The sequence below is a fragment of the Pelagimonas phthalicica genome (assembly GCF_004364805.1).
In the GTDB taxonomy this organism is placed as follows: domain Bacteria; phylum Pseudomonadota; class Alphaproteobacteria; order Rhodobacterales; family Rhodobacteraceae; genus Pelagimonas; species Pelagimonas phthalicica.
In genome coordinates, this window is record NZ_SOAP01000006.1 from 46,633 (window position 1) to 70,596 (window position 23,964).

Annotated in this window: 25 protein-coding genes; 17 read left to right on the top strand and 8 right to left on the bottom strand. The window is 59.7% G+C overall.

Features of this window, described 5'->3' with window-relative positions:
- Positions 1–182: 182 nt before the first annotated feature.
- From CLV87_RS22710 to CLV87_RS22730, 5 genes are all read right to left on the bottom strand, one after another.
- Entirely contained in the window at positions 183–464 is a 282-nt protein-coding gene (locus CLV87_RS22710; protein ID WP_099249618.1) for a type II toxin-antitoxin system RelE/ParE family toxin, read from the bottom strand.
- Positions 461–745 carry a CopG family ribbon-helix-helix protein gene (locus CLV87_RS22715; protein ID WP_099249620.1) on the bottom strand — a complete coding sequence of 95 codons (285 nt, stop codon included), beginning with the start codon at positions 743–745 and terminating at the stop codon, positions 461–463. The genes CLV87_RS22710 and CLV87_RS22715 overlap by 4 nt, the downstream gene beginning before the upstream one ends.
- A 94-nt stretch (positions 746–839) precedes the next feature.
- Positions 840–1,658 carry a bifunctional allantoicase/(S)-ureidoglycine aminohydrolase gene (locus CLV87_RS22720; RefSeq protein ID WP_099249622.1) on the bottom strand — a complete coding sequence of 273 codons (819 nt, stop codon included), beginning with the start codon at positions 1,656–1,658 and terminating at the stop codon, positions 840–842.
- 305 nt (positions 1,659–1,963) lie between these two features.
- Entirely contained in the window at positions 1,964–2,983 is a 1,020-nt protein-coding gene (locus CLV87_RS22725; protein ID WP_099249624.1) for a GlxA family transcriptional regulator, read from the bottom strand.
- A gap of 8 nt (positions 2,984–2,991) precedes the next feature.
- Positions 2,992–3,942: a GlxA family transcriptional regulator gene (locus CLV87_RS22730; protein WP_176556056.1), complete on the bottom strand. Its 951-nt coding sequence runs from the start codon at positions 3,940–3,942 to the stop codon at positions 2,992–2,994.
- A 99-nt stretch (positions 3,943–4,041) separates the two neighbouring features.
- Between CLV87_RS22730 and CLV87_RS22735 the strand changes: the two genes are divergently transcribed.
- The 7 genes from CLV87_RS22735 to CLV87_RS22765 all read left to right on the top strand — a co-directional run bounded on the left by CLV87_RS22735 (position 4,042) and on the right by CLV87_RS22765 (position 12,390).
- The gene (locus CLV87_RS22735; RefSeq protein WP_235872043.1) at positions 4,042–4,977 is read left to right on the top strand and encodes a GlxA family transcriptional regulator; all 936 of its coding nucleotides are present in this window, start codon (positions 4,042–4,044) and stop codon (positions 4,975–4,977) included.
- A 368-nt stretch (positions 4,978–5,345) separates the two neighbouring features.
- Positions 5,346–6,686, top strand: coding sequence for an NAD(P)/FAD-dependent oxidoreductase (locus CLV87_RS22740; protein ID WP_099249628.1), 1,341 nt, complete (start codon positions 5,346–5,348; stop codon positions 6,684–6,686).
- Positions 6,687–6,858: 172 nt separating this feature from the next.
- A complete protein-coding gene (locus tag CLV87_RS22745; protein ID WP_099249630.1) occupies positions 6,859–8,109 on the top strand; it encodes a sarcosine oxidase subunit beta family protein in 1,251 nt (416 codons plus the stop codon).
- 10 nt (positions 8,110–8,119) lie between these two features.
- On the top strand, positions 8,120–8,605 hold the full coding sequence (locus tag CLV87_RS22750) for a pyridoxamine 5'-phosphate oxidase family protein (protein WP_099249632.1): 486 nt from the start codon (positions 8,120–8,122) through the stop codon (positions 8,603–8,605).
- A complete protein-coding gene (locus CLV87_RS22755; protein WP_099249634.1) occupies positions 8,599–8,886 on the top strand; it encodes a sarcosine oxidase subunit delta in 288 nt (95 codons plus the stop codon). Before CLV87_RS22750 ends, CLV87_RS22755 begins: the two co-directional genes overlap by 7 nt.
- A complete protein-coding gene (locus CLV87_RS22760) occupies positions 8,883–11,834 on the top strand; it encodes a sarcosine oxidase subunit alpha family protein (RefSeq protein WP_099249636.1) in 2,952 nt (983 codons plus the stop codon). Before CLV87_RS22755 ends, CLV87_RS22760 begins: the two co-directional genes overlap by 4 nt.
- The gene (locus tag CLV87_RS22765) at positions 11,827–12,390 is read left to right on the top strand and encodes a sarcosine oxidase subunit gamma (protein ID WP_133840890.1); all 564 of its coding nucleotides are present in this window, start codon (positions 11,827–11,829) and stop codon (positions 12,388–12,390) included. The genes CLV87_RS22760 and CLV87_RS22765 overlap by 8 nt, the downstream gene beginning before the upstream one ends.
- A 162-nt stretch (positions 12,391–12,552) precedes the next feature.
- Here the strand turns inward: CLV87_RS22765 and CLV87_RS22770 are convergent, their stop codons facing one another.
- A complete protein-coding gene (locus CLV87_RS22770; protein WP_099249641.1) occupies positions 12,553–13,572 on the bottom strand; it encodes a zinc-binding alcohol dehydrogenase family protein in 1,020 nt (339 codons plus the stop codon).
- A gap of 120 nt (positions 13,573–13,692) precedes the next feature.
- Between CLV87_RS22770 and CLV87_RS22775 the strand changes: the two genes are divergently transcribed.
- From CLV87_RS22775 to CLV87_RS22810, 8 genes are all read left to right on the top strand, one after another.
- Positions 13,693–14,040 (top strand): winged helix-turn-helix transcriptional regulator, encoded by a 348-nt coding sequence (locus CLV87_RS22775; protein WP_099249643.1) that lies wholly within the window; start codon positions 13,693–13,695, stop codon positions 14,038–14,040.
- 191 nt (positions 14,041–14,231) lie between these two features.
- Positions 14,232–15,413 (top strand): substrate-binding domain-containing protein, encoded by a 1,182-nt coding sequence (locus CLV87_RS22780; protein WP_099249646.1) that lies wholly within the window; start codon positions 14,232–14,234, stop codon positions 15,411–15,413.
- Positions 15,414–15,504: 91 nt separating this feature from the next.
- A complete protein-coding gene (locus tag CLV87_RS22785; RefSeq protein WP_099249678.1) occupies positions 15,505–16,269 on the top strand; it encodes an ABC transporter ATP-binding protein in 765 nt (254 codons plus the stop codon).
- Positions 16,262–16,999 carry an ABC transporter ATP-binding protein gene (locus CLV87_RS22790; protein WP_099249649.1) on the top strand — a complete coding sequence of 246 codons (738 nt, stop codon included), beginning with the start codon at positions 16,262–16,264 and terminating at the stop codon, positions 16,997–16,999. The genes CLV87_RS22785 and CLV87_RS22790 overlap by 8 nt, the downstream gene beginning before the upstream one ends.
- The gene (locus CLV87_RS22795; RefSeq protein WP_099249652.1) at positions 16,996–18,030 is read left to right on the top strand and encodes a branched-chain amino acid ABC transporter permease; all 1,035 of its coding nucleotides are present in this window, start codon (positions 16,996–16,998) and stop codon (positions 18,028–18,030) included. Before CLV87_RS22790 ends, CLV87_RS22795 begins: the two co-directional genes overlap by 4 nt.
- Before the next feature lie 20 nt (positions 18,031–18,050).
- A complete protein-coding gene (locus tag CLV87_RS22800) occupies positions 18,051–19,103 on the top strand; it encodes a branched-chain amino acid ABC transporter permease (RefSeq protein WP_099249654.1) in 1,053 nt (350 codons plus the stop codon).
- Positions 19,100–19,831, top strand: a complete 732-nt coding sequence (locus CLV87_RS22805) for an alpha/beta fold hydrolase (RefSeq protein WP_099249657.1) — start codon at positions 19,100–19,102, stop codon at positions 19,829–19,831. The genes CLV87_RS22800 and CLV87_RS22805 overlap by 4 nt, the downstream gene beginning before the upstream one ends.
- Before the next feature lie 130 nt (positions 19,832–19,961).
- Positions 19,962–21,008, top strand: coding sequence for an alcohol dehydrogenase family protein (locus CLV87_RS22810; RefSeq protein ID WP_099249659.1), 1,047 nt, complete (start codon positions 19,962–19,964; stop codon positions 21,006–21,008).
- 250 nt (positions 21,009–21,258) lie between these two features.
- Here the strand turns inward: CLV87_RS22810 and CLV87_RS22815 are convergent, their stop codons facing one another.
- The gene (locus CLV87_RS22815; RefSeq protein WP_099249661.1) at positions 21,259–22,023 is read right to left on the bottom strand and encodes a MerR family transcriptional regulator; all 765 of its coding nucleotides are present in this window, start codon (positions 22,021–22,023) and stop codon (positions 21,259–21,261) included.
- Between the two features lie 247 nt (positions 22,024–22,270).
- On the opposite strand from CLV87_RS22815, the gene CLV87_RS22820 reads away from it, so the two are divergent.
- Both CLV87_RS22820 and CLV87_RS22825 read left to right on the top strand, forming a co-directional pair.
- Positions 22,271–22,753: a hypothetical protein gene (locus tag CLV87_RS22820; protein WP_099249664.1), complete on the top strand. Its 483-nt coding sequence runs from the start codon at positions 22,271–22,273 to the stop codon at positions 22,751–22,753.
- Positions 22,754–22,766: 13 nt separating this feature from the next.
- Entirely contained in the window at positions 22,767–23,030 is a 264-nt protein-coding gene (locus tag CLV87_RS22825; RefSeq protein ID WP_099249666.1) for a hypothetical protein, read from the top strand.
- Here CLV87_RS22825 and CLV87_RS22830 read toward each other — a convergent pair whose 3' ends face one another.
- On the bottom strand, positions 23,031–23,720 hold the full coding sequence (locus CLV87_RS22830; protein WP_099249669.1) for a lipoate--protein ligase family protein: 690 nt from the start codon (positions 23,718–23,720) through the stop codon (positions 23,031–23,033).
- Between the last annotated feature and the right edge of the window lie 244 nt (positions 23,721–23,964).

The following is a 23,964-nucleotide window of genomic DNA, read 5'->3' on the forward strand; positions in this document are numbered from 1 at the left end:
AAAGCGCTGAAATCTATACTTTCAGTTCCCGGATCGCCCGCGATCCGGTTCGCACCCGACCCCGCCCCCAGGGCGGGTGCGAAATTTGAACGGTGAGCGCGCCGTCGCTGCTCGGCTTTTACTTTCGCTGATCAGTTCCTTTTTCTCCGCCCTCGGGCTCGGGTGCGAACCGCTGTTCCACGTCAAAACCCGCCGCCCTGGCGGTCGTCCCATAGGCGCAGCACTTCGATTTGGGTCTGGGTGACGCGATAGATCAGGGTAAAGGGCGTGCGCGGGATCGATAGCTCGCGCAGGTCCGGGCGGATCTCCGACGGGTGGCCAGCATAAGGATTGGCGGCCAGCGTCTGTTGTATCGCCTTCAGATGGGCGCGGGCCTTGGCGCTGCCTTCGGGAAAGACCGAACGATAATAATAGCGAAACCACGCGATATCCTGCGCGGCCTCTTCGAGATAGACAAGTTTCATGAGCGGCTGGGCGTGATATCCGCGACGGGCATGGGCAATTCATCCTCGCTGTCCCAACTGTCGATCCAGTCAGTCATCGCCTCAGCGGAAATGAACCGCCCTTCATCCGCCTGCTGCAGGGCGGTTTCGATGGCTTCACGCTTGGCGGCCTTGGCCTCGAGCATGGAGCGGATGGCGCGCACCGCCAGTTGCGCGGGCGGACGATCTTCGATCTCGGCCTCGCGTTCCAGCGATTTGCGCAGCTCGTCATCAAGACGGATGGAATAAGGAGAGGTGCCCAAAGCGTGCTCCTGCGTCGGTTTGTGTCATACAGTGTATGACATAGTGCGCCTTCCGTAAAGAGGGACGCATTCCGAGGGGCACCCCCCCTGTTTCCTACAGCCCCAGTGGCGCGTGGCGGTTCACGTCTTTGTAGAGCAGATAGCGGAACTTGCCCGGCCCCCCGGCATAGCAGGCCTGCGGGCAAAAGGCGCGCAGCCACATGAAATCGCCGGCTTCGACCTCGACCCAATCATTGTTCAGGCGATAGGCGGCCTTACCCTCGAGCACATAAAGCCCGTGTTCCATCACATGGGTTTCCAGAAACGGGATCACTCCGCCGGGTTCAAAGGTCACAACAGTGACATGCATATCATGGCGCAGATCGCTGGGATCGACAAAGCGGGTGGTGGCCCATTTGCCATCAGTGTCGGGCATTGGTATGGGTGCGATGTCTTGTTCGTTGAGGATCAGAACATCGGGCATGTCCAGACCGTCAACCGCCTGATAGGCTTTGCGAATCCAGTGAAAGCGCGCCGGGGCATCGCCCGTATTGCGCAGGGTCCAGCCGGAATTGGGCGGCAGATAGGCATACCCGCCGGGTTCCAGCACATGGGTGTCGCCGTTGACGCTGAGGCTGATCGCGCCCTCGACCACAAACAGCACCGCCTGCGCGCGCGCATCGGTTTCCGGGCGGTCCGAGCCGCCGCCGGGCGCGACCTCCATGATATATTGCGAAAAGGTTTCGGCAAAGCCGGTCATCGGGCGGGCAATCACCCAAAGGCGCGTGTCCTCCCAGAAAGGCAGGAAACTGGTGGTGATGTCGCGCATCGTACCCTTGGGGATCACCGCATAGGCATCGGTGAAAATGGCACGGTCGGTCAGCAATTGATCCTGACCAGGCAGGCCGCCCTTGGGGGCGTAATAGGTGGACATGGGGGGCGCTCCTGCCGCGAATGGGTTTCCTTGTTTATGACCGGGGCCGGGGGGCGGGGCCAGTCATAATGGGGTGACAGGAGCTTTTGTTCTGATTTGAAAATCGCGTGGGTTTGGCTTGCAGGTTTTTGGAAGGATTTCCCGGATTGCTTTGCAATCCGGTTCGCACCCGACCCGCCCCCCAGGGCGGGTGCGAATTTGCAACGTGGGGAAAGCCGTCGCTGGCGTGGAGGCTAAACAAGTATCTTAATCTTGCGAGCCGCCCTCGGGATCGGGTGCGAACCTCTGTAGTCAAAAGTCGCTACCTATGCCGCCCGACCGCGGCGGATTTGCCCCGGGGCCTGGCCGAAATGCGCGCGGAACTTCTTGGAAAACGTGCTTGAGGTGCCAAAGCCGATGGCCACCGCGACCTCCATCACGCTCATTTCGGTTTTCAGCAGCAGGTTGCGCGCGCGTTCCAGCCGCAGATGCAGAAAGTAACGTTTGGGCGGCAGGCCCAGATGCTCTTGGAACAGCCGCTCTAGCTGGCGCCCGGAAATCCCGGCGAAATCGGCGAAATACTGGGCGGTGGGCACGTCTTCGATACAGCGCTCCATCTCGGCCACCACGCTGCGGATCTTGTCATTGTCGATATGGGACAGCGCCGGATGAGCGTCGCTGGACAGGGTTTGCACCTTGTATTGCGCGGTATAATTCAGCTCATCCACACATTTGCGCGCCAGGTCGGGCCCGGCATTCTTGTCAATCGCCCACAGCGCCAAATCAACCCCGGCCGTCGCCCCGATGGCCGAGGCGCAGCGTTCGCCGATATTCAACGCCGAGCGGCTGAATTCCAGCTCTGGATAGGTCTCGCGCAGAAAGTCGAGATTGCGCCAATGTACCGAATAGGTTGCCGATTGCGTCAGGCATCCTGATTGCGCCAGGGCTTCGGTCGAGGCCCCCATGATCGCCGCGGATTTACAATGGCGAAAGGCGGATTTGATCCAGGTCTTGGCCGATGCGCTGAGCTGCGCCAGCGAATCCACCGGCGCGCCCATGTTAAAGATCACATTGTCAGAGCCCTTGGGCTGGTTCATCGCCGCCTCAACCGGGATCATCACACCGCAAGAGGCGCGCACTCGTGACCCGTCTTCGGAACAGAGCGCGCAATGAAACGCCTCGCGCCCGAGCAAGCGATTGGCCAGATCCAGAGCTTCGAGAAAGCCGCTCATGTTCAGCAGGGAAAAGCCCGGCGTGAGGAACATGACAAAGCGATGGGTTGGGGTCGCGGGGACGCTGCGAAGCGAGACTTTGCGGGCTGAACTGGCAAAAGTTTGATGAAGCATGGGAAACCCTAACTGGCGGCTTTGCGGAATTGTTTCGGTGACAGCCCGTAGGCGGATTTGAACAGGCTCGAAAAATAGGACGCGGTGGGAAAGCCGGTGCTTAGGGCCACGTCCAGAATCGAGATATTGGAATAGCGCAGCAGGCCGCGGGCCTGTTCCAGCCGCCTCGCCCGGTAGAATTCGGCGACGGTGCTTTGGGTGAATTCCTGAAACCGTCGGTCCAGGGTGCGGCGCGAGGTGCCGATCTGGTCAGCCAGAGAATCCGGTGACAATGGCGCGGCCAGGGTCTGGTCGATCACGGCCAGCGCTTTGTGCATCATGCGCGGCGCGGTAACGGGCAGGCGAAACTGGCCTGCGCTTTGGCGATCACTGCCGCTGCGCGCCTGCCCGATCTGCAACTGGTTTGACACTGCCTGCACCAACCAGCTTTCCTGATCCCGTTTCAGGATGTCCAGAAACAGATCCAGCATGGCCAATCCGCCGCTAGAGGTGATGACCCGCCCGTCGATTTCGAACAGCCCGTTCAGAATTTCCACATGCGGGAATTCTTCGACAAAGGCGCCCAGCCCCTCCCAATGGATCACGCAGCGCTTGTCTTTTAACAGCCCGGCTCGCGCCAGAATGGCCGGGGCCAATGACACCGCGCCCACGGTTCTGCCCGCCGCGTATCGGCGGTTCAAAAGCGCGTATAGCCGGGTGGCATCGCGGGGATGGGTATGCATCCCGGCACAAAGAAAGGTGTAATCGACCGCCACATCATCGGGCTGGATCGGCTGCGTGGGCAGGCTCAACCCGTTTGAGGCTTCGGGTGGGGCCCCGGCCTCTTGGGTGACATACCAGACATAGCGCTCTTCGCCCAAAATCCGATTGGCCACGCGCAAGGGTTCGATGGCCGTCACAACGGACACCATGGAAAAGGCGTCAATCAGGATGAATTCGAAGGTCGTTTGACGGGTCACCGCGTCGGCTCCGGTTGGGTTTCTGTCGATTATGCGCTGGACCGGTGCCAGGTGTGGTTCTAATCTGGTCATAGGTTTGACGAAATAGGACATGCGCCAATGCAGACCTTTCGGTTTTTGCTGACTCCGAATTTCGCGATGATGTCAGCCGCCTCGGCGATCGAACCGCTGCGGGCGGCGAATTATATTTCGGGGGAAACCCTGTATGAGCCGCTCTATGTCTCTGGCTCTGGTGGTCCGGTGTCCTCTTCTTGTGGGGCATATTTCGACACCCAGCCGATGGGTGATCATCAGGAGGATGTCGAAAACCTGTTTGTCATTGCCGGTGGCAATCCCTTTGCTCTTGAGATTGACGAGATCAGCGCGCAATTGCGTCGGTTGGATCGTCACGGCACATTGATAGGCGGCATTTCTGGCGGCGCGGTGGTGTTGGCACGGGCGGGATTGCTCAAGAATCGCCGTTTTACGGTGCATTGGGAACATATGGAGGCGCTGCGCGAAGAGTTTCCCATGCTGACCCCGGAAAAGCGCCTGTTTGTGCTGGATCGCGACCGGGCGACCTGCGCCGGGGGCGTGGCACCTTTGGACATGATGTATGCGCTGATCCAGGCGCGCCATGGGCTGGAGCTGGCCACAGAGGTCAGCAATTGGTTCATCCACACCCATGTCAGACCCGCCGAGGATGAACAGCGCCTGATCGATTCCGATGGCATCATGCTACATCCCAAGGTGCTGGTGGCCATTCGCCTGATGGAGGATCACATCGCCGAGCCGCTGTCGCTGGAACAGTTGGCACGGATTTGCGGCATCAGCCCGCGCCAGTTGCAGCGTCATTTTCATTCCGATCTCGACCGTTCGGTGGTGCAACATTACCTGCGCATCCGCCTCAGCAAGGCCGAAGAGCTGCTGCGCCAGTCGCGGCTCAGCATCACCGAGATTGCCTTTGCCACCGGCTTTGCCAGCCAGTCCAATTTCGCCCGCGCCTTTCGCAACGCCTATGGGGAATCGCCCAGTCAGCGGCGGGCGGAGGGGTGAGCCGTCAAAACTTGGTGGGTCACTAAGATTCGTCGTAACGGAGGTTCGCACCCGAACCCGAGGGCGGAGAAAAAGGAACTGATCGGCGCAAATAAAAGCCGAACGGCACCGGGGCGCTCACCGTCCAGATTTCGCACCCGCCCTGGGGGGCGGGGTCGGGTGCGAACCGGATTGCAAGGCAATCCGGGGTTGTTTGACGATATGTCTTTCCCAGTTGGTATGGCACCTTTTGTCCAGATTTCGCAAAAACCTGTCCGTTGGCTCCGCGAAACTGGTCACGGCTTGGCTAAGATCATTCCCCGAACAACAGGCGAAACCCACAAACCCATTCCAAACCCCAGCGCCTGATCGCAACGGAGACAAGTTCCATGGTCAAATCGGCCCCCTATCTCATCATCGGCGCAGGCATTCACGGCCTCTCGACTGCGCTGCATCTTGCCAAAAAGCTCAAGGCGACAGGCAAAGGCTCGGGCGCGGATATTCTTGTCATCGACAAGACCGGCATCGCCGCCGGGGCCTCGGGGATCGCCTGTGGCGTGGTGCGTAACAACTATTTCCAGCCCGCCATGCGCGAATTGATGGCCCATTCTGTCCAGCATTGGGAGGCCCATGCCGAGGCGTTCCAGTACAACCCCGTCGGCTATATGCAGATCTCGGCGGAGTCCATGCGCGAGGATGTGGCGCAGATCCATCAGGAACAGGCGGCGATTGGCTATGAATCCGTCTTTATCGACGGGGCCAAAGACTCGGACACCTATATGAAAGGCATATTTGACGATTGGACCGCGCAGGGTATCACCTCGGTCCTGCATGAAAAGCGCGGTGGCTTTGCCCATAACGCCCCGGCCATGTATGCGCTGGCCACCATGGCCGAGGCAGAAGGCGTGCGCATTCAAACCGGCATCACGGTGACCGGCATGAAATTCGCCAATGGGGCCAATTCAGCCGTGACCGGGGTTGAGACCGACAAGGGCGACATTGAGTGTGATTACCTTGTCGTCGCCACCGGCCCTTGGGTGCGCGATTTCTGGCATATGGCCGATCTGCCCTCCAAAATCTCGATCAAGGGATCGGATGGCACGATGCATGATAACCAATCCATGTGGACCTTTTGGCAACTCGAAGAGGGCGTGCTGCGCGTCGATCCAGAAAGCTTTAAGACCAATGAGGGTAAGCTGCCACCGGTGATCCATGTAGATACGGATGCGCCGCTGATCTCGGATGTGGATGGTTCTACCATCACCGAAGAGATGTGGGGCATCTATTACAAGCCTGACACCAATTTCGGCGGCATTCAGGGCGGGGCCATGCCCTATCCGGTCAACACACCCGTCGATGAGGTGGCGATTGACCCCTATGGGCCCTCATCGCCGGAATTTGTCAGCTCGCCGGAATTTGCCCATATGTGGGTGTCGGCGCTGGCCCATTGCAACGCTCGGTTCAAAGGCACCATGCCGAAATACCACAAGGAAGCCTCGGGCGGGATTGGCTGCTTTACCGCTGACAGTTTCCCGGTCTTCGACGCCATGCGCGAAAACCTCTACATCATCGCCGATAGCAACCATGGCTATAAAATGATCGGTGTCGGCGAGCTGGTCGCGGATGAGATCATCGGGCGCAACAGCACCTTGCTGGAACCGTTCCGCTTTTCGCGCTTTGCCGAGGGTAAATTGCACCCGGTTTCCAACAGCCCCTATCCCTGGAGCTGACCCAATCCCATAGCTTTCAAAACCCCGCCAGACCAAGCGTTTGGCGGGGTTTTTGTATTAATGGGGAGGATTCTGCGCCATGGCCATTTTCAGCAATGATATGGCCGAAAAAGAAAAGTGAACGTCGCCTCCGCGCCTTAGCTGTTTTCAAAACGGCTTTGGAGAACCTGTTATGCGATATTCAGCGGCCCGATTGCTTTGGGAAGGGCTGAAAGGCCACAAGGGCTGGGGGCGGGCCTGGCGCGACCCGGAGCCAAAACCGTCTTATGATGTTGTGATCATCGGCGGTGGTGGTCATGGCTTGGCCACGGCGCATTACCTCTCCAAGGTTTACGGGGTTCGCGATGTTGCGGTGCTGGAAAAGGGCTGGATAGGCGGCGGGAATGTTGGCCGCAACACCACGATCATCCGCTCGAACTACCTGCTGGATGGCAACGAGCCGTTTTACGAATTCTCGATGAAGCTCTGGGAAAACCTCGAACAGGATCTGAACTATAACGCCATGGTGTCGCAGCGTGGGATCATGAACTTGATCCACACCGATGCGCAGCGCGATGCCTTTCGCCGGCGCGGCAATGCCATGCGCTTGTACGGGGCCGGATCCGAATTGCTGGACGCCGACCAGGTGCGCAAAGAGGTGCCGTTTCTCAACTTTGACAATGCGCGTTTCCCGATCAAAGGCGCGTTGGTGCAGCGTCGCGGTGGCACGGTGCGCCATGATGCGGTGGCCTGGGGCTATGCACGCTCGGCGGATCAACATGGCGTCGACATCATCCAGAATTGCGAAGTCACCGGCTTTCGCATCGAAAACGGCAAGGTTCTGGGGATCGAAACCACGCGCGGCTATATCGGCGCGGGCAAGGTGGGCGTCGCAGTTGCGGGCAATTCGTCCCGGGTGATGGCCAAGGCCGGGATGCGCCTGCCCATCGAAAGCCATGTCTTGCAGGCCTTTGTCTCTGAGGGGCTAAAACCGGTCATTCCCGGCGTGATCACCTTTGGCGCCGGGCATTTCTATGTCAGCCAGTCCGATAAGGGCGGGCTGGTCTTTGGTGGCGATATTGACGGCTATAACACCTATGCGCAGCGCGGCAACATGCCGGTGGTCGAAGACGTGGCCGAAGGCGGTGTCGCCCTGATGCCCATCATCGGCCGCGCGCGGCTGCTGCGCATGTGGGGCGGCATTATGGATATGTCGATGGATGGCTCCCCCTTTATCGACAAGACCCATATTGACGGGCTCTATTTCAACGGTGGCTGGTGTTATGGCGGGTTCAAGGCGACCCCGGCCTCGGGTTATGCCTTTGCCCATCTTTTGGCCACCGACACCCCGCATGACACCGCCACTGCCTACCGGCTCGATCGGTTCCGCAGCGGTGCGATGATCGACGAAAAAGGCATGGGCGCACAGCCCAACCTGCATTGAGGGGGACCAGATGCTGAACAGATTTGCCAAAGAGCTGATTGAAAACTGGCGGCTGGGTCTGGTGGCCTCGACCAATGCGGATGGCACGCCCAACCTGTCGCCCAAGGGCACCTTTGTGGTGCATGACGATACGACCATCGGTTTTGCTGATCTCCGCTCGCCCGGAACGGTTGAGAACATCTCAGAGCGTCCTGTGATCGAAGTGAACTTTGTGGATCAATTGACCCGGCAAGGTGTGCGTCTGCGCGGGCAGGCGCGGATCGTCAGCCCAGACATGCCCGAATTTGCCAAGCTCAAGAAACCCTATATCGCGGGTTGGCCGGATCTGGCCGACATGATCAACGCCATCGTCTTGATTGATCTCAGCGAGGTCAAACCCATCTGCACCCCGGCCTATGATGCCGGGGCCGAATGCGATGCCCTGCGCCAATCCTGGATGGAGCGCATCCGCGACATCAATATCAAACATTCCGTTTCGGAGGCAGGCGAATGCTGATCCCTCACCCTTTGCTTGGGCTGCGTGACGCCCAGGAATTCACCTATCTCGGCGATGCCAGCTTGCTCAACCGTCCCGATGGCATGGCGGAGGGCGCGGCAGAGGCCTTACACGACTACCTTTATCTGCGCGACAACCCGGCGGGCGAACATCGCGAGCTTTGGTTTCATGAACAGGGCGACCGATCCTGGCTGGTGGTGACGCGCAACACGCTGACGCATGAGATCACTCAGGTCGAATTTGCTGCTGATGTGGCGCGCCAAAAGGGGGCGGATCAATGACGCAAAGCAACCGCATATCCGGCGGTCTGATTGATCGCGATTTGCCCATCTCCTTTTCCTTTGAGGGTGAGAGCCTGCAAGGGTTCGCCGGGGACACGCTGGCTTCGGCCCTGCTGGCCAATGGCAAACGCCTGATGGGGCGCAGTTTCAAATACCACCGTCCGCGCGGTGTGATTTCCTCGGGCTCCGAAGAGCCCAATGCGCTGATGCATATCGGCGAAGGGGCCTATCGCACGCCCAATACCCGCGCCACCGTGGCTGAGCTCTATGATGGCATGGTCGCGCAGAGCCAGAACGCCTGGCCGTCGCTGGCCTTTGACGCCATGGGCATCAATGATCTGTTTTCAAACTTCCTCACCGCCGGGTTCTATTACAAGACCTTCATGTGGCCGCGCGCCTTTTGGGAAAAGCTGTACGAGCCGATAATCCGCAAGGCCGCTGGGCTTGGGTCGCTGTCGATGCAGGATGACCCGGATGTCTATGACAAAGGGTTCTTGCATTGCGACCTTTTGGTGATTGGCGCCGGGCCTGCCGGGCTGATGGCGGCGCTGACCGCCGGCCGGGCAGGGGCGCAGGTCATTCTGGCGGACGAAGATTTCGTGATGGGTGGTCGGCTCAACAGCGAAGTGATCGAGATTGGTGGGCAATCCGGCTCTGATTGGGCCAAAGCCAGCTTGGCCGAACTGGCCAGCCTGCCCAATGTGCGCCTGATGGCGCGGACAACGGTGCTGGGGGCCTTTGATCACGGTATCTTTAGCGCGGTCGAGCGGGTCAGCGATCATCTACCCTTGTCGCAACGCGCGGGCCGCGCGCGCGAAACCCTGTGGCGCATCTATGCCAAACGCTCGCTGCTTTGCGCCGGGGCCACGGAGCGCATGATTGCCTTTTCCAACAATGACCGCCCCGGCATTATGCAGGCCGGGGCCATGCGCGCCTATGCCAATCGCTGGGCGGTCAGCGCCGGTCAAAAAGTTGCGGTTTTTGCCAATAATGACGACGCCTATCGCACCGCGCGCGATTTGACCGCCAAAGGGGTTGAGGTCGTCGCGGTGATCGACCCGCGCGAGGGCGTGCCAGACAGCCCGGTTCAGGTGATCCGGGGGCAGGTGATTCATAGCAAGGGGCGTCTTGGCCTCAAATCAGTGCGGGTGCGCAAGGCGGATGGTGGGGTTGAAACCCTCGCGGTTGACGCTTTGGCCGTGTCGGGTGGTTGGAACCCCAACCTGTCCCTGACAAGCCATCAACGCGGCCGCCCTGATTGGCGCGACGACATTGCCGCCTTTGTGCCGGGCGCAAACCTGCCCGTCGGCATGGCGGTGGCCGGTGCCGCGGCGGGTGATTTTTCCACCCATGCGGCGTTGCACTCCGGGGCGGAGATGGCCTGTCAAAGCCTCGAAGCTCTGGGCCAACCCGTCACCCCCGCAAACCTGCCCGAGGCTGAGGATGCGCCCACCCAAATCACTCCGTTTTGGTATGTGGGCGAGGGCAAGGCGCGCAAATGGCTGGATTTCCAGAACGATGTCACCGTCAAAGACGTCAAGCTCGCCCATCAAGAGGGGTTTGAATCCGTCGAACATCTCAAACGCTACACCACGCTGGGCATGGCCACGGATCAGGGCAAAAACGCCAATATGGGTGGTCTGGCGGTGATGGCGGAAATGACCGGGCAAAGCATTCCGCAAACCGGCACCACCATCTTTCGCCCGCCCTATACGCCGGTTTCCATGGGGGCCTTGGCGGGGCGGTCCACCGGCAAGGATTTCAAACCGACCCGCCTGACCCCCAGCCATCATTGGGCCCAGCGTCAGGGCGCGGTCTTTGTCGAGGTGGGGCAATGGTTGCGCGCGCAATGGTTCCCGCAGCCCGGCGAAACCCATTGGCGCCAATCCGTGGATCGCGAGGCGCTGGCCGTGCGCAAATCTGTCGGTGTCTGTGATGTGACCACGCTGGGCAAGGTGGATGTGCAGGGCAAGGATGCGGCGCAATTCCTCAATCTGGTCTATGCCAATGCATTTGCCAAATTGCCGGTGGGCAAGACCCGCTATGGTCTGATGCTGCGCGAAGATGGCATTGCCATGGATGACGGCACCGCTGCCCGTCTTGCCGAAGACCATTTCGTCGTCACCACCACCACCGCCAATGCCGGTCCGGTCTATCGCCACATGGAATTTGTGCGCCAATGCCTGCGCCCCGACCTGGATGTGCAGCTGATTTCGACAACTGACGCTTGGGCACAATACGCCGTGGCCGGGCCCAATTCCCGCAAGCTGCTGCAAAAGATCGTCGACCCGGAATTCGACATCTCGAACGAGGCCTTTCCCTTTATGGGCTGTGCCGAGATCACCGTCTGTGGCGGCATCCGCGCGCGGCTGTTCCGCATCTCCTTCTCGGGCGAACTTGCCTATGAAATCGCCGTGCCAACGCGCTATGGCGAGAGCCTGATCGAGGTGCTGATGCAGGCAGGCGCAGAGTTTGACGTCACCCCTTATGGCACCGAAGCCCTGGGTGTTCTCAGAATCGAGAAAGGCCATGCCGCAGGCAATGAATTGAACGGTCAAACCGCCGCCGCGCATCTGGGCATGGCGCGCTTGGTCTCAACCAAAAAGGATTCGATTGGCGCGGTGATGACCCGCCGCTCGGAATTGGCCAAGGATGACGGGCTGCGTCTGGTGGGGTTTGAATCCATGGGGGCCGAGATCCTGCCCGCTGGCTCGCATCTCTTTGCCGATGGCGCAACGCAAGAGCCCGCCAATGATCAGGGCTGGCTGACCTCGGCCTGCTATTCCCCGCATCTGGGCAAACATATCGCCCTTGGTTATCTCGCCCGCGGCTCTGATCGCATCGGAGAGGTGGTGGACGCCGCCAACCCGGTCGAAGGCAAGACCCTCAAGGCGCGCGTCGTCAGTGCGCATTTCATCGACCCAGAAGGAGCGCGGCTTCGTGACTAAATACACTCTTTTCCCACGCACCGCCTTTGGTCGCGACGCGGCGATGATCGACCAGATCGGCAGCGCCACTCTGAGCGAACGCCCCGATTTCGCCATTGCTTCGGTCGCGGAGCGGGCAGGGCAGGGCGATCTCAGCCCTGTCTTGACCGGTGCGGCGGCTGTGGCCGTGTCGGAATGGCAGGATGGCTTGGGCCGCACTGTATTCTGGAGCGGGCCGAACCAGTGGTTTGTTCTGGCAGATCACGACCGCTCGGAAATGCTGGCTGCTGAGCTGAAAACCGAATTGGGGGATCAGGCTTCGGTCACCGAACAGAATGATGGCTGGGTGGTGTTTGATCTGCAGGGCGCGGATTTGACCCCGATCCTGGAACGCCTCTGCCCCATCAACCTCGCTGAGTTTGGCGCAAACCGCGTTCAGCGCACGGTGATAGACCATGTCGGCTGCTTTGTGCTGTGCCTCGAGCCGGGCAGATCCTATCGCCTGCTCTGCGGGCGCAGCTTTGCCGGTTCCTTTGCTCATGGCATCAAGACGATCATGGGGTCGGTGGCGGTCTAGCGCGTGAGGGGATGATATTCCGGATCGCCTGCGATCCGGTTCGCGCTCATGCCAGAGGCATGCTTTCAGCATGACCCTGCCCCTATGGCGGGCGCGAACCTCTGTAGCGAACTTCTGATTGTCAACGTTGAGCAGGACGCTTGTCCTGCCCTGTCTCAACCCTCAGCCGGGAAACCCTTCCAAAACCAGCTTTCCCTTGGTCTTGTTGCTTTCCAGCATCCCATGCGCCTTGCGCAGGTTTTCCGCCGTGATCAGGCCCAGCGGCTGATCCGTCGTTGTGCGAACTTTACCCGCATCCACCAGCGCCGCGACCTCGTTCAGGATGTCCTGTTGCCGGGTGATATCGGCGGTTTGGAACAGCGATCGCGTATACATCAGCTCCCAATGGATCGAGATGCTCTTGCCCTTGAACGGCATGATGTCAAACGCCGCCGGATCGTCGATCAAACCATAGCGTCCTTGCGGTGCGACCAGGCTTGTAACCTCGCTAATGTAACTGTCGGAATGGGTGGTCGAAAACACAAAAGAGGGCGCGCCAATACCAAGCGCAGCCACTTGCTTCGCCAAGGGCTGCGAATGGTCAACCACGTGATGCGCGCCAAGCTCTTTTACCCAGGCCTGGGTTTCCGGGCGCGAGGCGGTGGCAATTACCGAGACATCGCTAAGGGCGCGCAGCAATTGGATCGCGATTGAGCCAACACCGCCGGACCCGCCAATGATCAGCGCCGCCTTGGCCCCACCGGCCACCGGCTCTGTGACTTTCAAACGGTCAAACAGCATCTCATAGGCAGTGAGCGCGGTCAGGGGCAGGGCGGCCGCGGCGGAAAAGCCCAGCGTTTCCGGCATCCGCCCGACAATACGTTCATCGACCAGATGAAATTCGCTATTGGTGCCCGGGCGCGAAATATCGCCCGCATACCAAACCTTGTCACCCGGCGCATAGCCCGTCACTTCAGGCCCGATGGCGGCCACAACGCCGGTTGCGTCCCAACCCAGCACTTCGGGCTGGCCATTGCTGGCGGCGCGTCCCTGACGAATTTTCGTATCAACCGGGTTGACCGAGATCGCCTTGACCTCGACCAGAATGTCTCGCCCGGTCGGGCTTGGTTTTGGCAGGTCGAGATCAACCAGAGATTTTGGATCGCTGCTGGGCAGATTTTCGTAATAACCGATGGCTTTCATGTTGGGTCCTTTCCTCAGTCCAATGGCGCGGCGGCGAGGGCCGCTGACCGCTTGGCTTGAGGCTTACAAACACTGGTGTATACTGCACAAGTACGCAACATTTCGGCTTATAGGTACCAAATGGATACTGTGAAACCCGTCAAACGCTTTGAGAACTCCAATTGCAATGGGGGCTGCCCGGTCGAAAACGCGCTTGAGCAAATCGCGGGCAAGTGGAAAGGGCTGGTGATCTATCACCTGCTTTCCGACACGCTGCGTTTCAACGAATTGTCGCGCCGGGTTGGCTCGGTCACGCAACGCAGCCTGACCAAACAGTTGCGCGAGCTTGAAGCGGATGGAATCGTCGCCCGCAAAGTCTATGCCGTGGTGCCGCCGCGCGTGGAATACAGCCTGACCGAAAAAGGCACCGCCTTGGGGCCGGTCGTTTCCGCCTTGCATGCCTGGGGAAGCGCTCATCCGAGGGCGTGATATTCAGCTCATAATCTAGATTATGTAAAATAAGTTCAATGACAACCCACCCCGCAGCGTCGAACTGTGGGGTTTTCTGCGTTTTGGCGGCCCTAACCGCAATATTTTCCAAAATCTGAATCGTTGACATGAATAGTGATTCATGTTTCATATTTTGCAGGAGAGAGAAGCGAATGGGAGGAGGAACCCAGATGAAAGGACTTCTGAAGACCGGTGTGGCGGCGCTGACATTGGCTCTGGCCACCGCGGCCAGCGCTGAGATCCGCGTGGCGCATGTCTATGGCAAAACCGGCCCGTTCGAGGCCTATGCCAAACAATCCCATGACGGGCTGATGATGGGGCTGGAATATGCCACCGGCGGCACGATGGAGATTGATGGCGAAAAGATCGTCGTGATCGAAAAAGACACCCAGCTGGACCCGGCCACCGGCCGTTCGCTGCTGGCTGAGGCCTATGGCGATGATGACGCGCATATCGCCGTTGGTCCCGTCAGCTCGGGCGTGGCGCTGGCCATGTTGCCGGTTGCCGAGGAATATGAACGCGTGCTGATTGTCGAACCCGCCGTGGCCGACAGCATCACCGGCTCCGCCTGGAACCGCTATATCTTCCGCACCGGGCGCAACTCGTCTCAGGATGCGATCTCCAACGCGGTTGCTCTGGGCGGTGACGGTGTCACCATCGCAACTTTGGCGCAGGATTACGCCTTTGGCCGTGACGGTGTGGCGGCCTTCAAAGAGGCGCTTGAGGCCACCGGGGCCAAGATCGCCCACGAGGAATATGTCCCCACCGACACCACCGATTTCACCGCTGCCGCTGAGCGGATTTTCAACGCGATGGAAGGGGAAAGCGGCGACAAAAAGCTCTTCATCATCTGGGCCGGTGGCGGCAATCCGATGTCCAAGATCAACGCGATGGACCCGTCCCGCTTTGGCGTCGAAATCGCCACGGGGGGCAACATTCTGGCCGCTCTGAAAGCTTACAAAGAACTCCCCGGCCTCGAAGGCGCGACTTATTACTACTATGAAATCCCGCAGAACCCGGTGAATGAATGGCTTGTGAAAGAGCATTTTGAACGCCACGGCACCCCGCCGGATTTCTTCACCGCAGGTGGCATGGCCGCGGGTATCGCCGTGGTTGAGGCGATCAAAAAGGCCGGCGGTGCCGAGGATACCGACGCGCTGATCGAAGCGATGGAGGGCATGGAATGGCAGACCCCCAAGGGCAAGATGATGTTCCGCGCCGAGGATCATCAGGCCATGCAGCCCATGTATCACTTCCGCACTGAAATTCAGGACGGCAAGGATTATGGCGTTCCGGTTCTGGTGCGCGAAATCGGGCTGGACGAGATGAAGATCCCTCTCAGAAACCAGTGATGCGCAGCCTGAACTGCGCATAACCGCAGGGGGGTCATCCGTGACTTTGATCCCCCTGCACCCCCTCCCCTTCTGACAAACAGGCAGAATGATGACCCAGGTGCTTCTGGAAACGGACGGGCTGACCGTGCGCTTTGGTGGACATGTGGCGGTTGATGCGGTGTCCTGCGCCTTTCACGCCTCGGAACTGACCGCCATTGTGGGCCCCAATGGCGCGGGCAAGACCACCTATTTCAACCTCATTTCCGGGCAGATTCCGGTTTCGGCAGGCTCGGTTTCCCTGATGGGGGATGACATCACCCGGCTTTCGGTCTCCGAGCGTTGCAAGCGTGGGCTTGGCCGGGCCTTTCAGCTCACCAACCTGTTTCCCGGCCTCTCGGTTCTGGAAAATGTCCGCCTCGCCATCCAGGCGCATCGCGGCTCCAAAGCCTCGCTCTTGACCCTGGCCGATAGCCACCACGCCGTGACAGTCGAAGCCATGTCGGTGCTGGAACGTGTGCGGCTAGATACTTTGCGCGACCAGGCGGTGTCTGAGCTCTCCCACGGCAATCAGCGCAAGCTTGAGGTAGCTATGCTGATCGCCATCGACCCCAAGGTCTATATGTTCGACGAACCCACGGCGGGGATGAGCGTTGACGAAGCGCCCGTCGTGCTTGACCTGATCGCCGAACTCAAGGCCGAGCGTGACCGCACCATCCTGCTGGTCGAACACAAGATGGACGTGATCCGCACCCTCGCCGACCGCATCATCGTTTTGCACAATGGCGCGCTGGTCGCTGATGGGGACCCGGCCGAGGTCATGGCCTCTGACGTGGTGCAAGACGCCTACATGGGCAAGGAGCTGGCCGATGTCTGATCAAGCCTCTGACGCAATCCTGAAACTGCAAAACGTCCATACGGATATTGCCCAATATCACATCCTGCACGGTGTCGACCTTGCGGTTGAACGTGGCGCAGTGACCATGCTTTTGGGCCGCAACGGTGTTGGCAAAACCACCACTTTGCGCACCATTATGGGCCTCTGGACCGCCCATACCGGCACAATCCATTTCGACACGGACAATATCACCGAGACGCCAACCCCGGCCCGCGCCCGCGCTGGCATCGGCTTTGTCCCCGAGGATATGGGTATTTTCACCGATCTCACGGTCGAAGAAAACATGACCCTTGCCGCCGCCTCTGGCCCGCTTTCGCCCCAGCGCCGCGACTGGATCTTTTCCGCCTTCCCGCCGCTGAAAACCTTTTGGAATTCCGAGGCGGGGAACCTGTCAGGTGGGCAGAAACAGATGTTGTCCATCGCCCGCGCCATGGCCGAAGAGCGCAAGCTTTACCTGATTGATGAACCGACCAAGGGCCTCGCCCCGGCCATCGTCTCCACCATGGCCGCCGCGCTGAAGGAACTCAAAAACCAAGGGGCCAGCATTTTAATGGTCGAACAGAATTTCGCCGTCGCCAAGGCGATTGGTGACTACGCCGCCGTGATGGATGACGGCAAAATCGTCTGGAGCGGAACCATGCAAGAGCTCGCAACAAACGCCGCCCTTCAGGAACAGTTGATGGGCCTGTCCATGGAGGCCGCGACATGACCAGCATCGCCCCCGATCACAAACCCACCTTTGCCTCTGTCCCCATTGCGGAACGTCTGGCCAATGCCCTGCCCGTGCTGCTGATCCCGATCCTTGTGGTCCTGGGGTTTCTCGCCATCGGGAACCCGTCAAGCTGGCTGACCCTGACTGTCTCTGGCCTGGCCATGGGCATGATGATCTTTGTCATGGCTTCGGGCCTGACCTTGGTTTTTGGCCTCATGGATGTGATCAATTTCGGCCATGGCGCGTTTATCTCGGTGGGCGCTTTCGTCGGCATTTCCGTCCTCTTCGGCCTTGCCGAATGGGCCGGTGCGCCTTCGCTGACCCTCAACCTCATCGCCATCTTCCTCGCCGTTCTCGCCGCTATGGCTGTCACCGGTCTGCTCGGCTGGGCCTTTGAGCGGGTGATCGTCAAACCCGTCTACGGCGCGCATCTGAAACAGATCCTTGTCACCGTCGGCGGATTGATCGTTATCGAACAGATGATCCATGTGATCTGGGGGCCCGAAGAGATTTTCCTCACCCGTCCCGAAATGCTCAAAGGGGCGATCACCTTTTGGGGCGCGGCGTTGGAGAAATACCGCCTGCTGGCCGTTGCCATCGGGCTGGCGCTGTTCATCGCCATGCGGCTCGTCTTCCGCCGCACCAAGATCGGCCTGATCGTGCGCGCTGGGGTGGAAAACGGTGAAATGGTCGAGGCCTTGGGTTATCGCCTGCGCATCGTCTTTGTCGGTGTCTTTATCGCCGGGTCCGCACTGGCCGGATTGGGCGGCGTCATGTGGGGCCTCTATGAGGAAGTCATCACCGCCGGCATGGGCGAAGAGATGATGATCCTTGTCTTTATCGTCGTGATCATCGGCGGGCTGGGCAGTGTCGAAGGCGCCTTTATCGGCGCCCTGCTGGTCGGACTTTTGCAGAACTACATCGCCTTTCTCGAACCGAAACTGGCGCTGATCTCCAATATCGGCCTGATGACCGCAATCCTGATGTGGCGTCCGCAGGGCATGATGCCCGTGGTCAAAGCGAAATAAGGCAAAGTGAGGCTCTAACCATGCTGAAAACGCTTCTGTCCAACGACACGCCCCGCTCCAAGATCCTCACGATTGTGGTGTTGGTGATCTTCCTTGGCCTCGCCTTGGCCCCCTTCCTGTTCCCCGGCGTCCGCTCGCTTGATACGGCAGCCCGCATCGCGATTTTCATCGTGCTCGCCGCCAGCTATGACCTGCTCTTGGGCTATACCGGTGTGGTCAGTTTTGCCCATACGATGTTTTTCGGCATGGGTGCCTATGGGGTCGGCCTTGCCTCTTTGCATATGGGGCGCGGGTTTCATTCCATCATCATCGGCAGTCTGGCGGGCGCGGCTCTTGCCGCCGCCTTTGCCTTTCTCATTGCCCTCTTTAGCCTCCGCGTTCGCGCAATCTTTTTCGCCATGATCACCCTCGCCGTGGCCTCGGCTGTGGCGGTGTTGGTCTCGCAACTCAGCTGGCTGACCGGGGGCGAAGACGGGTTTACCTTCAAGATCCCGCGCGAACTTGGCCCCGCCAATCGCATGGGCGAATTCCTCGGCGTGAAAATCAATGGCAAGCTGCTGAATTACTACCTGATTTTCACCTGCTCTTTGCTGCTCTTTCTGCTGATGCTGCGCGTGGTAAACTCCCCCTTTGGCCGGGTGCTGCAAGCCATCCGCGAAAACGACTTCCGCGCCGAGGCCATCGGCTATCGCGTGGTCTGGTATCGCACCGTCGCCACCTGTCTCTCAGCCGCGACCGCGGCGCTGGCCGGCTCGCTCTTTGCGCTTTGGCTGCGCTATGTTGGGCCCGATACCACACTGAGTTTCACCATCATGCTCGACCTGCTGCTTATGGTGGTCATTGGCGGCATGGGCACGATCTGGGGCGCGGCTGTGGGGGCAACGCTGCTGGTGCTGGCGCAAACCTATCTGCAAGACCTGATGGGCAGCGCTGCGACGGCGACCGAGTTCCTGCCGCTGCTCTCCCGCCTGCTTGATCCGGATCGCTGGCTGCTCTGGCTTGGGGTGCTGTTCATCCTCAGCGTCTATTTCTTCCCCACCGGCATTGTCGGCCGCCTCCGGGGCAGCAAATGACGCAATTGATTTTCCTGCATGGCTGGACAATGCGTGGCTCGATTTTCGACCCTGTTCTTGCCGAACTTGGCGGAATCGCTCCGGATTTGCCCGGCCATGGCGATAACAAAACCCCGGCCAGCCTGCAGGCGTGCAGCGACCTCTTGCAAGACCTGCTCTGGCACAATGGTCCGGCCATTGTGGTGGGTTGGTCCATGGGGGCCGCCATTGCCTGGCACTACATTGCCCAGCACGGCACGCGCGGGATCAAAGGCCTTGTGACCCTGGATATGAGCCCCAAGCCGATCAATAGCGAGGATTGGCAATTTGGCCTGAACGGTCAAACCCCTGACCGTCAGGCCGCAACCCGGCACGAGATCCACACCGATTGGCCGCAAGCCGCACAAAAGATCGCCACAACCATGTTTGCCCGCAAGACCGGCGCGCCGGGTTACAGCCGGGATCAGGCCCTGCAACAGATCCTGACAAATGAACCCACTATCATGGCGCACTATTGGGATGAGATGATGGCGCTGGACCTGCGAGCAACCATTCCGCAAATCGATATTCCCTGGCTCATCGGCCATGGCGGCGCCAGCCGCGTCTACCCCTCCACCGCCGCCACCTGGATGGCGGCCAATGCCCCACAGGCGCGACGGCATTGCTTTCCTGATTCAGGCCACAGCCCACATCTCGAGGAACCGCTGGATTTAGTGACCGTGATACGGGATTTCTGCGCTGGGGTTTAGGGCGGGACGGGCGCGAACCAGACCGCAATTGACGCGGTAAGACGCCTTCGACCACCATTTCCCCCTCAACGATTGACATGCTGCCTCCCCCGCGCCACCGTCCCCTGCAGAGCAACGAACGGAGCGCGCCATGACCCTGCCCACCCATATGACCGGCATCGCTATGATCGGCCATGGCGGCCCCGAGATGCTGCAGCTGCGTCACGATCTGCCCCTGCCCGAGCTAGCCGCAACCGATGTGCTCATCCGTGTCACGGCTGCCGGGGTCAACAATACCGATATCAACACCCGGATCGGCTGGTATTCCAAGGGTGATAACGACGCCGAGGATGCCGGCTGGGGTGGCAATGCCCTGACTTTCCCGCGCATCCAGGGGGCCGATATCTGTGGCCATATCGTTGCCACCGGCCCCGATATCACCGATGCCCGCATTGGTGAGCGCGTGATTGTCGAACCCTGCCTGCAGGAGGCCGATGGTGCCCTGCTGCAAAGCCCCTGGTATATCGGCTCTGAATGTGACGGCGGTTTTGCGCAATATGTTCGCGTCGCCGCGCGCCATGCCTATCCGATCACCTCGCCCCTGTCAGATACCGAGCTCGCCTCCTTCCCCTGCTCTTATTCCACCGCCGAAAACATGCTGACCCGCGCCAATCTTCGCGCCGGAGATCGCGTGCTGGTGACCGGTGCCTCTGGCGGTGTCGGCTCTGCCACTGTGCAGCTCGCCCGCGCCCGCGGTGCCGAGGTGATCGCCCAAACCAGCGCCGCCAAGATCGAAACCCTCATGGATCTTGGAGCGGCGCAATGTGTCGATCGCCAAGACGACCTTCGGGCCGTTTTGGGCGAGAACAGTGTCGATGTTGTCATTGATCTGGTCGCCGGACCGGGCTGGCCCGCACTGCTCGACGTGCTGCGCCCCTTTGGTCGCTACGCCGTCGCCGGAGCCATTGCCGGACCACTGGTGGAACTGGACGTGCGCACGCTCTACCTCAAGGATCTGAGCTTTTACGGCTGCACCATTCTGGAACCGCAAGTGTTTGGCAACCTGATCAAACGCATCGAGGCGGGCGAGATCAAACCGCTCGTCGCCGAAACCTACCCCCTGGCCGATATCGCCAAGGCGCAGGAAAGCTTTCAGGCAAAATCCCATGTTGGCAAGATCGTCTTGACGGTGGATTAGGGTCCGCAGCTGGGCGACACCGTAGGTTCAGATCGGCAAAGCCTGCCCGCAAAAGGATCGCCCGCCGATACAGCCACAAGATGTGCGTTATCGCCGAAACCCGTGTGTCATTTGGCTGGTTCGTTGACTGTCCCAATGCTGGGGCCGTTCTCGGACTCCTGCCAATCGTTGCAACCCACGGGAACAGGCGACATGCCGGACTTTGCGGTCGTCAGGGCACGATATCCGAATGACCGCAAGGCGGAATGAGTTAACCGTTCTTCGCCGACCACGCTACCATTGCGGTGGTCAGCCATTGGCTAAACCCTTCTGATAGTGCTTCATAGCGCGCAATAAAGTCTGGATGAGCCAGATAGAGTTCTGACAGCTTGGCGTAGGCATCTGCTGTGCATGGATATCCCCACATCTCGGCCACCCAATTCTGGTGAGCTGATAGATCAGCCATTTTGGGGTCGCCTCCAGCTTCGTAGGTGGCAACTAGCTTCGCCTCGATTCCTTTTAGCTTCTTATTCTGGGCGTCCAGGGTATCGCCCACTTCGGCACCGAGGCGCTCGCGAGCATTGGCGATTTTTGCAGCCATTTCCTGACCGTAGGTTGTGATCAGCCAATCTTCGTATTCGGCCTGCTTACTCTTGGGAAAAGGTTTGTAGAGGTCTTCGAGTGTCATGGGTTCTTCTCCTGTTAGTTTCATTATTGTCCTATCGAGCGTTGCAATAATCGCGGCGTATTTTTCCATTTGCGCGGCAACTTTCTCACGATGCGAGACCAGCCTCTCGACTGGGTTTCCCGTGTTCAAAATCATCGTGATGTCGTCTAGCGACATGTCTGCTGCGCGGTAAAACAGGATCTCTTGAAGCCTAAGAAGTTCAGGCTGCCGATAAATCCGATACCCTTTCGCAGTTACATGAGCAGGCTTTAACAGACCAATGGCATCATAGTGATGCAACATGCGGACAGTGGCGCCTGAAGCACGCGCCAATTCTCCTACCGTATATTCCTCGATTCGTTCTTCCATGACCCTTCTATGGGACCTCACACAACGTGAGGGTCAACACTTCACAATTTGAAAAGATGCCGTTCTTCCAAACTGCAGCATCGATGAGCCTTGGTTCAAAGCCAACCCTCTCTGCATGTTGCCCTCATGGCCGCTCCGGCGCGCGCGTATTACTTCTCCCGCAGCCTTAGGCCCCCCTAAAGGACTCACTCTCGCCCCATTCCGCGGCTACCCGTTCCGCGTGCATTTGGTCTAAAGCTACGTCGCCATGTCTGAAAGCACTGAAAAACTCGTCCTGCTCGGGCCGCCTATCGGCAATCGCGGGCTCCGCACCGTGCAAAGAGTTAACGACATGTTCGACCTTGGCATTCAGGCCGACCTGGCGGCGCTCGGGCAGGCGATCACCGATATTGCCGCGATCTGGCAGGGGTGGTTTGACCTCGCCCGCGAGGGTCAAATCGTGACCCGCAATCCGGGAGGCGAAGACGCCTATCCCGACATTGCCAATCGCGCAGACATCGCCGCCAAGATCGACGCGCTTGACGCCCAGCTTGTCCCGCTTTTGCAAGAGATCGACTTTCAACCCCAGGACATCGACACCCATCTTGCCGCGCTCTTCCATCTCGACCTGCGCCCCGCCGACGCGTTTCGGGACTATTGGATCACGCGGATTGTGACCTCGCAAGGTTTCGCGCAGTTTGACCCTGTGCAGGACGAAACGGGGCGGCCCGTTGAGGAACCCATGGGCTGAATGACCGCGAAATATGGCCGAGACCCTGCGCGCCCATGGATACACCTATCGGTTTTCCTTTTGGGAGGAGCCCGAGGGTGACTCGCGCGGTGATGTGTGGATTCAAACCGACCAAGGCCCGCTGATCGTGACGGACAAGACCGACTCCACCTCGCTGCGCAGCCATTTTCCAGTGCAAGTATATACTCTTGAACGCAAAAAGCTGTTCAAACTCCGTGCCGCCGATTGCGACGGCACCCCGGCCAAACGCGGCCTGCTTGGGCGCTTTTTCGGGTAGCTATTCGCCCAACCTGTCCCTGACCGCCTGCTCAGCATGGGCCGTCAATAGACGCGCAATCTCGGCCTCATCAGGCAGGCGGGTCTTGCATTCCGCCTGCAATGTCGTGTGCACCTCGCTGCGCACCGGGTCCAGCCCAAGGTCGCGGTGAAAGGCGTCCACCGCCTCAGCCCCCGGTTCAACAGGTCCGTCCATCAGGATCAGCGCATGGGCCATGATGCGCACACGCCGTTCCTTTAACGGGCGCAAACGCTGCGCCGTGCCCACCATCTTGCGCCCCTGCGAGGACAGGTTCCATTCCCCGTCACAAAAGCTGTCCGGCGTTGCACCGGGGCGCAGATCCAGCCCCAGGCTCTGCCCCAGCGCAATTATTGGATCGCATAGCAGTTGATAGCCCTGATGTATCCCAAAACCCTGCGGCACCGTCAGCGCCATCACAAGGTTCAAAACCCCCGGCCCCTGAGGCACCGTACCACCGCCGCTGGGCCGCAAAGCAACCGGCCAGCCCCGCGCGCCGGACCGCGCAACAGCCTCCTCAAACCCGGCCCGCTTGCGATAGGATTTCGGCGTGACCAGCGCCGGGGAATTGCACTGCCACAGGGCAATACGTTGCGCCGGATCGGCAAACAAATCCGCCTCAAAGGCCAAGCCCTGCCCCACATCCGCAACCCGGTTCACTGCCGTTTCCATATCCACAGGCTCTCTCCCCCAACACCAAGCGATCATCCCCCGCATCGCTCTCTAAATCCAGCCGTTAAAACGGGGTGGATATCGGAAGGGGCGGACCGCAACGCAGGCCCTTGTCGTTTGCACTGGCAAAAAATGGCGGCTTTGAGCTAAAAGTGACGCTGGGGACCATTATACATGATCAGAAAAATGATCTCCCAACGCCGCCAATTTGGCTACGAAGTCAAACAAATACTGAATTTGTTGC

Coding starts and splice junctions, on each gene's coding strand:
- CLV87_RS22710 (WP_099249618.1), bottom strand. CDS start 464: ATGAAACTTGTCTATCTCGAAGAGGCCGCGCAGGATATCGCGTGGTTT.
- CLV87_RS22720 (WP_099249622.1), bottom strand. CDS start 1,658: ATGTCCACCTATTACGCCCCCAAGGGCGGCCTGCCTGGTCAGGATCAA.
- CLV87_RS22725 (WP_099249624.1), bottom strand. CDS start 2,983: ATGCTTCATCAAACTTTTGCCAGTTCAGCCCGCAAAGTCTCGCTTCGC.
- CLV87_RS22735 (WP_235872043.1), top strand. CDS start 4,042: ATGCAGACCTTTCGGTTTTTGCTGACTCCGAATTTCGCGATGATGTCA.
- CLV87_RS22740 (WP_099249628.1), top strand. CDS start 5,346: ATGGTCAAATCGGCCCCCTATCTCATCATCGGCGCAGGCATTCACGGC.
- CLV87_RS22745 (WP_099249630.1), top strand. CDS start 6,859: ATGCGATATTCAGCGGCCCGATTGCTTTGGGAAGGGCTGAAAGGCCAC.
- CLV87_RS22750 (WP_099249632.1), top strand. CDS start 8,120: ATGCTGAACAGATTTGCCAAAGAGCTGATTGAAAACTGGCGGCTGGGT.
- CLV87_RS22755 (WP_099249634.1), top strand. CDS start 8,599: ATGCTGATCCCTCACCCTTTGCTTGGGCTGCGTGACGCCCAGGAATTC.
- CLV87_RS22760 (WP_099249636.1), top strand. CDS start 8,883: ATGACGCAAAGCAACCGCATATCCGGCGGTCTGATTGATCGCGATTTG.
- CLV87_RS22770 (WP_099249641.1), bottom strand. CDS start 13,572: ATGAAAGCCATCGGTTATTACGAAAATCTGCCCAGCAGCGATCCAAAA.
- CLV87_RS22775 (WP_099249643.1), top strand. CDS start 13,693: ATGGATACTGTGAAACCCGTCAAACGCTTTGAGAACTCCAATTGCAAT.
- CLV87_RS22780 (WP_099249646.1), top strand. CDS start 14,232: ATGAAAGGACTTCTGAAGACCGGTGTGGCGGCGCTGACATTGGCTCTG.
- CLV87_RS22785 (WP_099249678.1), top strand. CDS start 15,505: ATGACCCAGGTGCTTCTGGAAACGGACGGGCTGACCGTGCGCTTTGGT.
- CLV87_RS22790 (WP_099249649.1), top strand. CDS start 16,262: ATGTCTGATCAAGCCTCTGACGCAATCCTGAAACTGCAAAACGTCCAT.
- CLV87_RS22795 (WP_099249652.1), top strand. CDS start 16,996: ATGACCAGCATCGCCCCCGATCACAAACCCACCTTTGCCTCTGTCCCC.
- CLV87_RS22800 (WP_099249654.1), top strand. CDS start 18,051: ATGCTGAAAACGCTTCTGTCCAACGACACGCCCCGCTCCAAGATCCTC.
- CLV87_RS22805 (WP_099249657.1), top strand. CDS start 19,100: ATGACGCAATTGATTTTCCTGCATGGCTGGACAATGCGTGGCTCGATT.
- CLV87_RS22810 (WP_099249659.1), top strand. CDS start 19,962: ATGACCCTGCCCACCCATATGACCGGCATCGCTATGATCGGCCATGGC.
- CLV87_RS22815 (WP_099249661.1), bottom strand. CDS start 22,023: ATGGAAGAACGAATCGAGGAATATACGGTAGGAGAATTGGCGCGTGCT.
- CLV87_RS22820 (WP_099249664.1), top strand. CDS start 22,271: ATGTCTGAAAGCACTGAAAAACTCGTCCTGCTCGGGCCGCCTATCGGC.
- CLV87_RS22825 (WP_099249666.1), top strand. CDS start 22,767: ATGGCCGAGACCCTGCGCGCCCATGGATACACCTATCGGTTTTCCTTT.
- CLV87_RS22830 (WP_099249669.1), bottom strand. CDS start 23,720: ATGGAAACGGCAGTGAACCGGGTTGCGGATGTGGGGCAGGGCTTGGCC.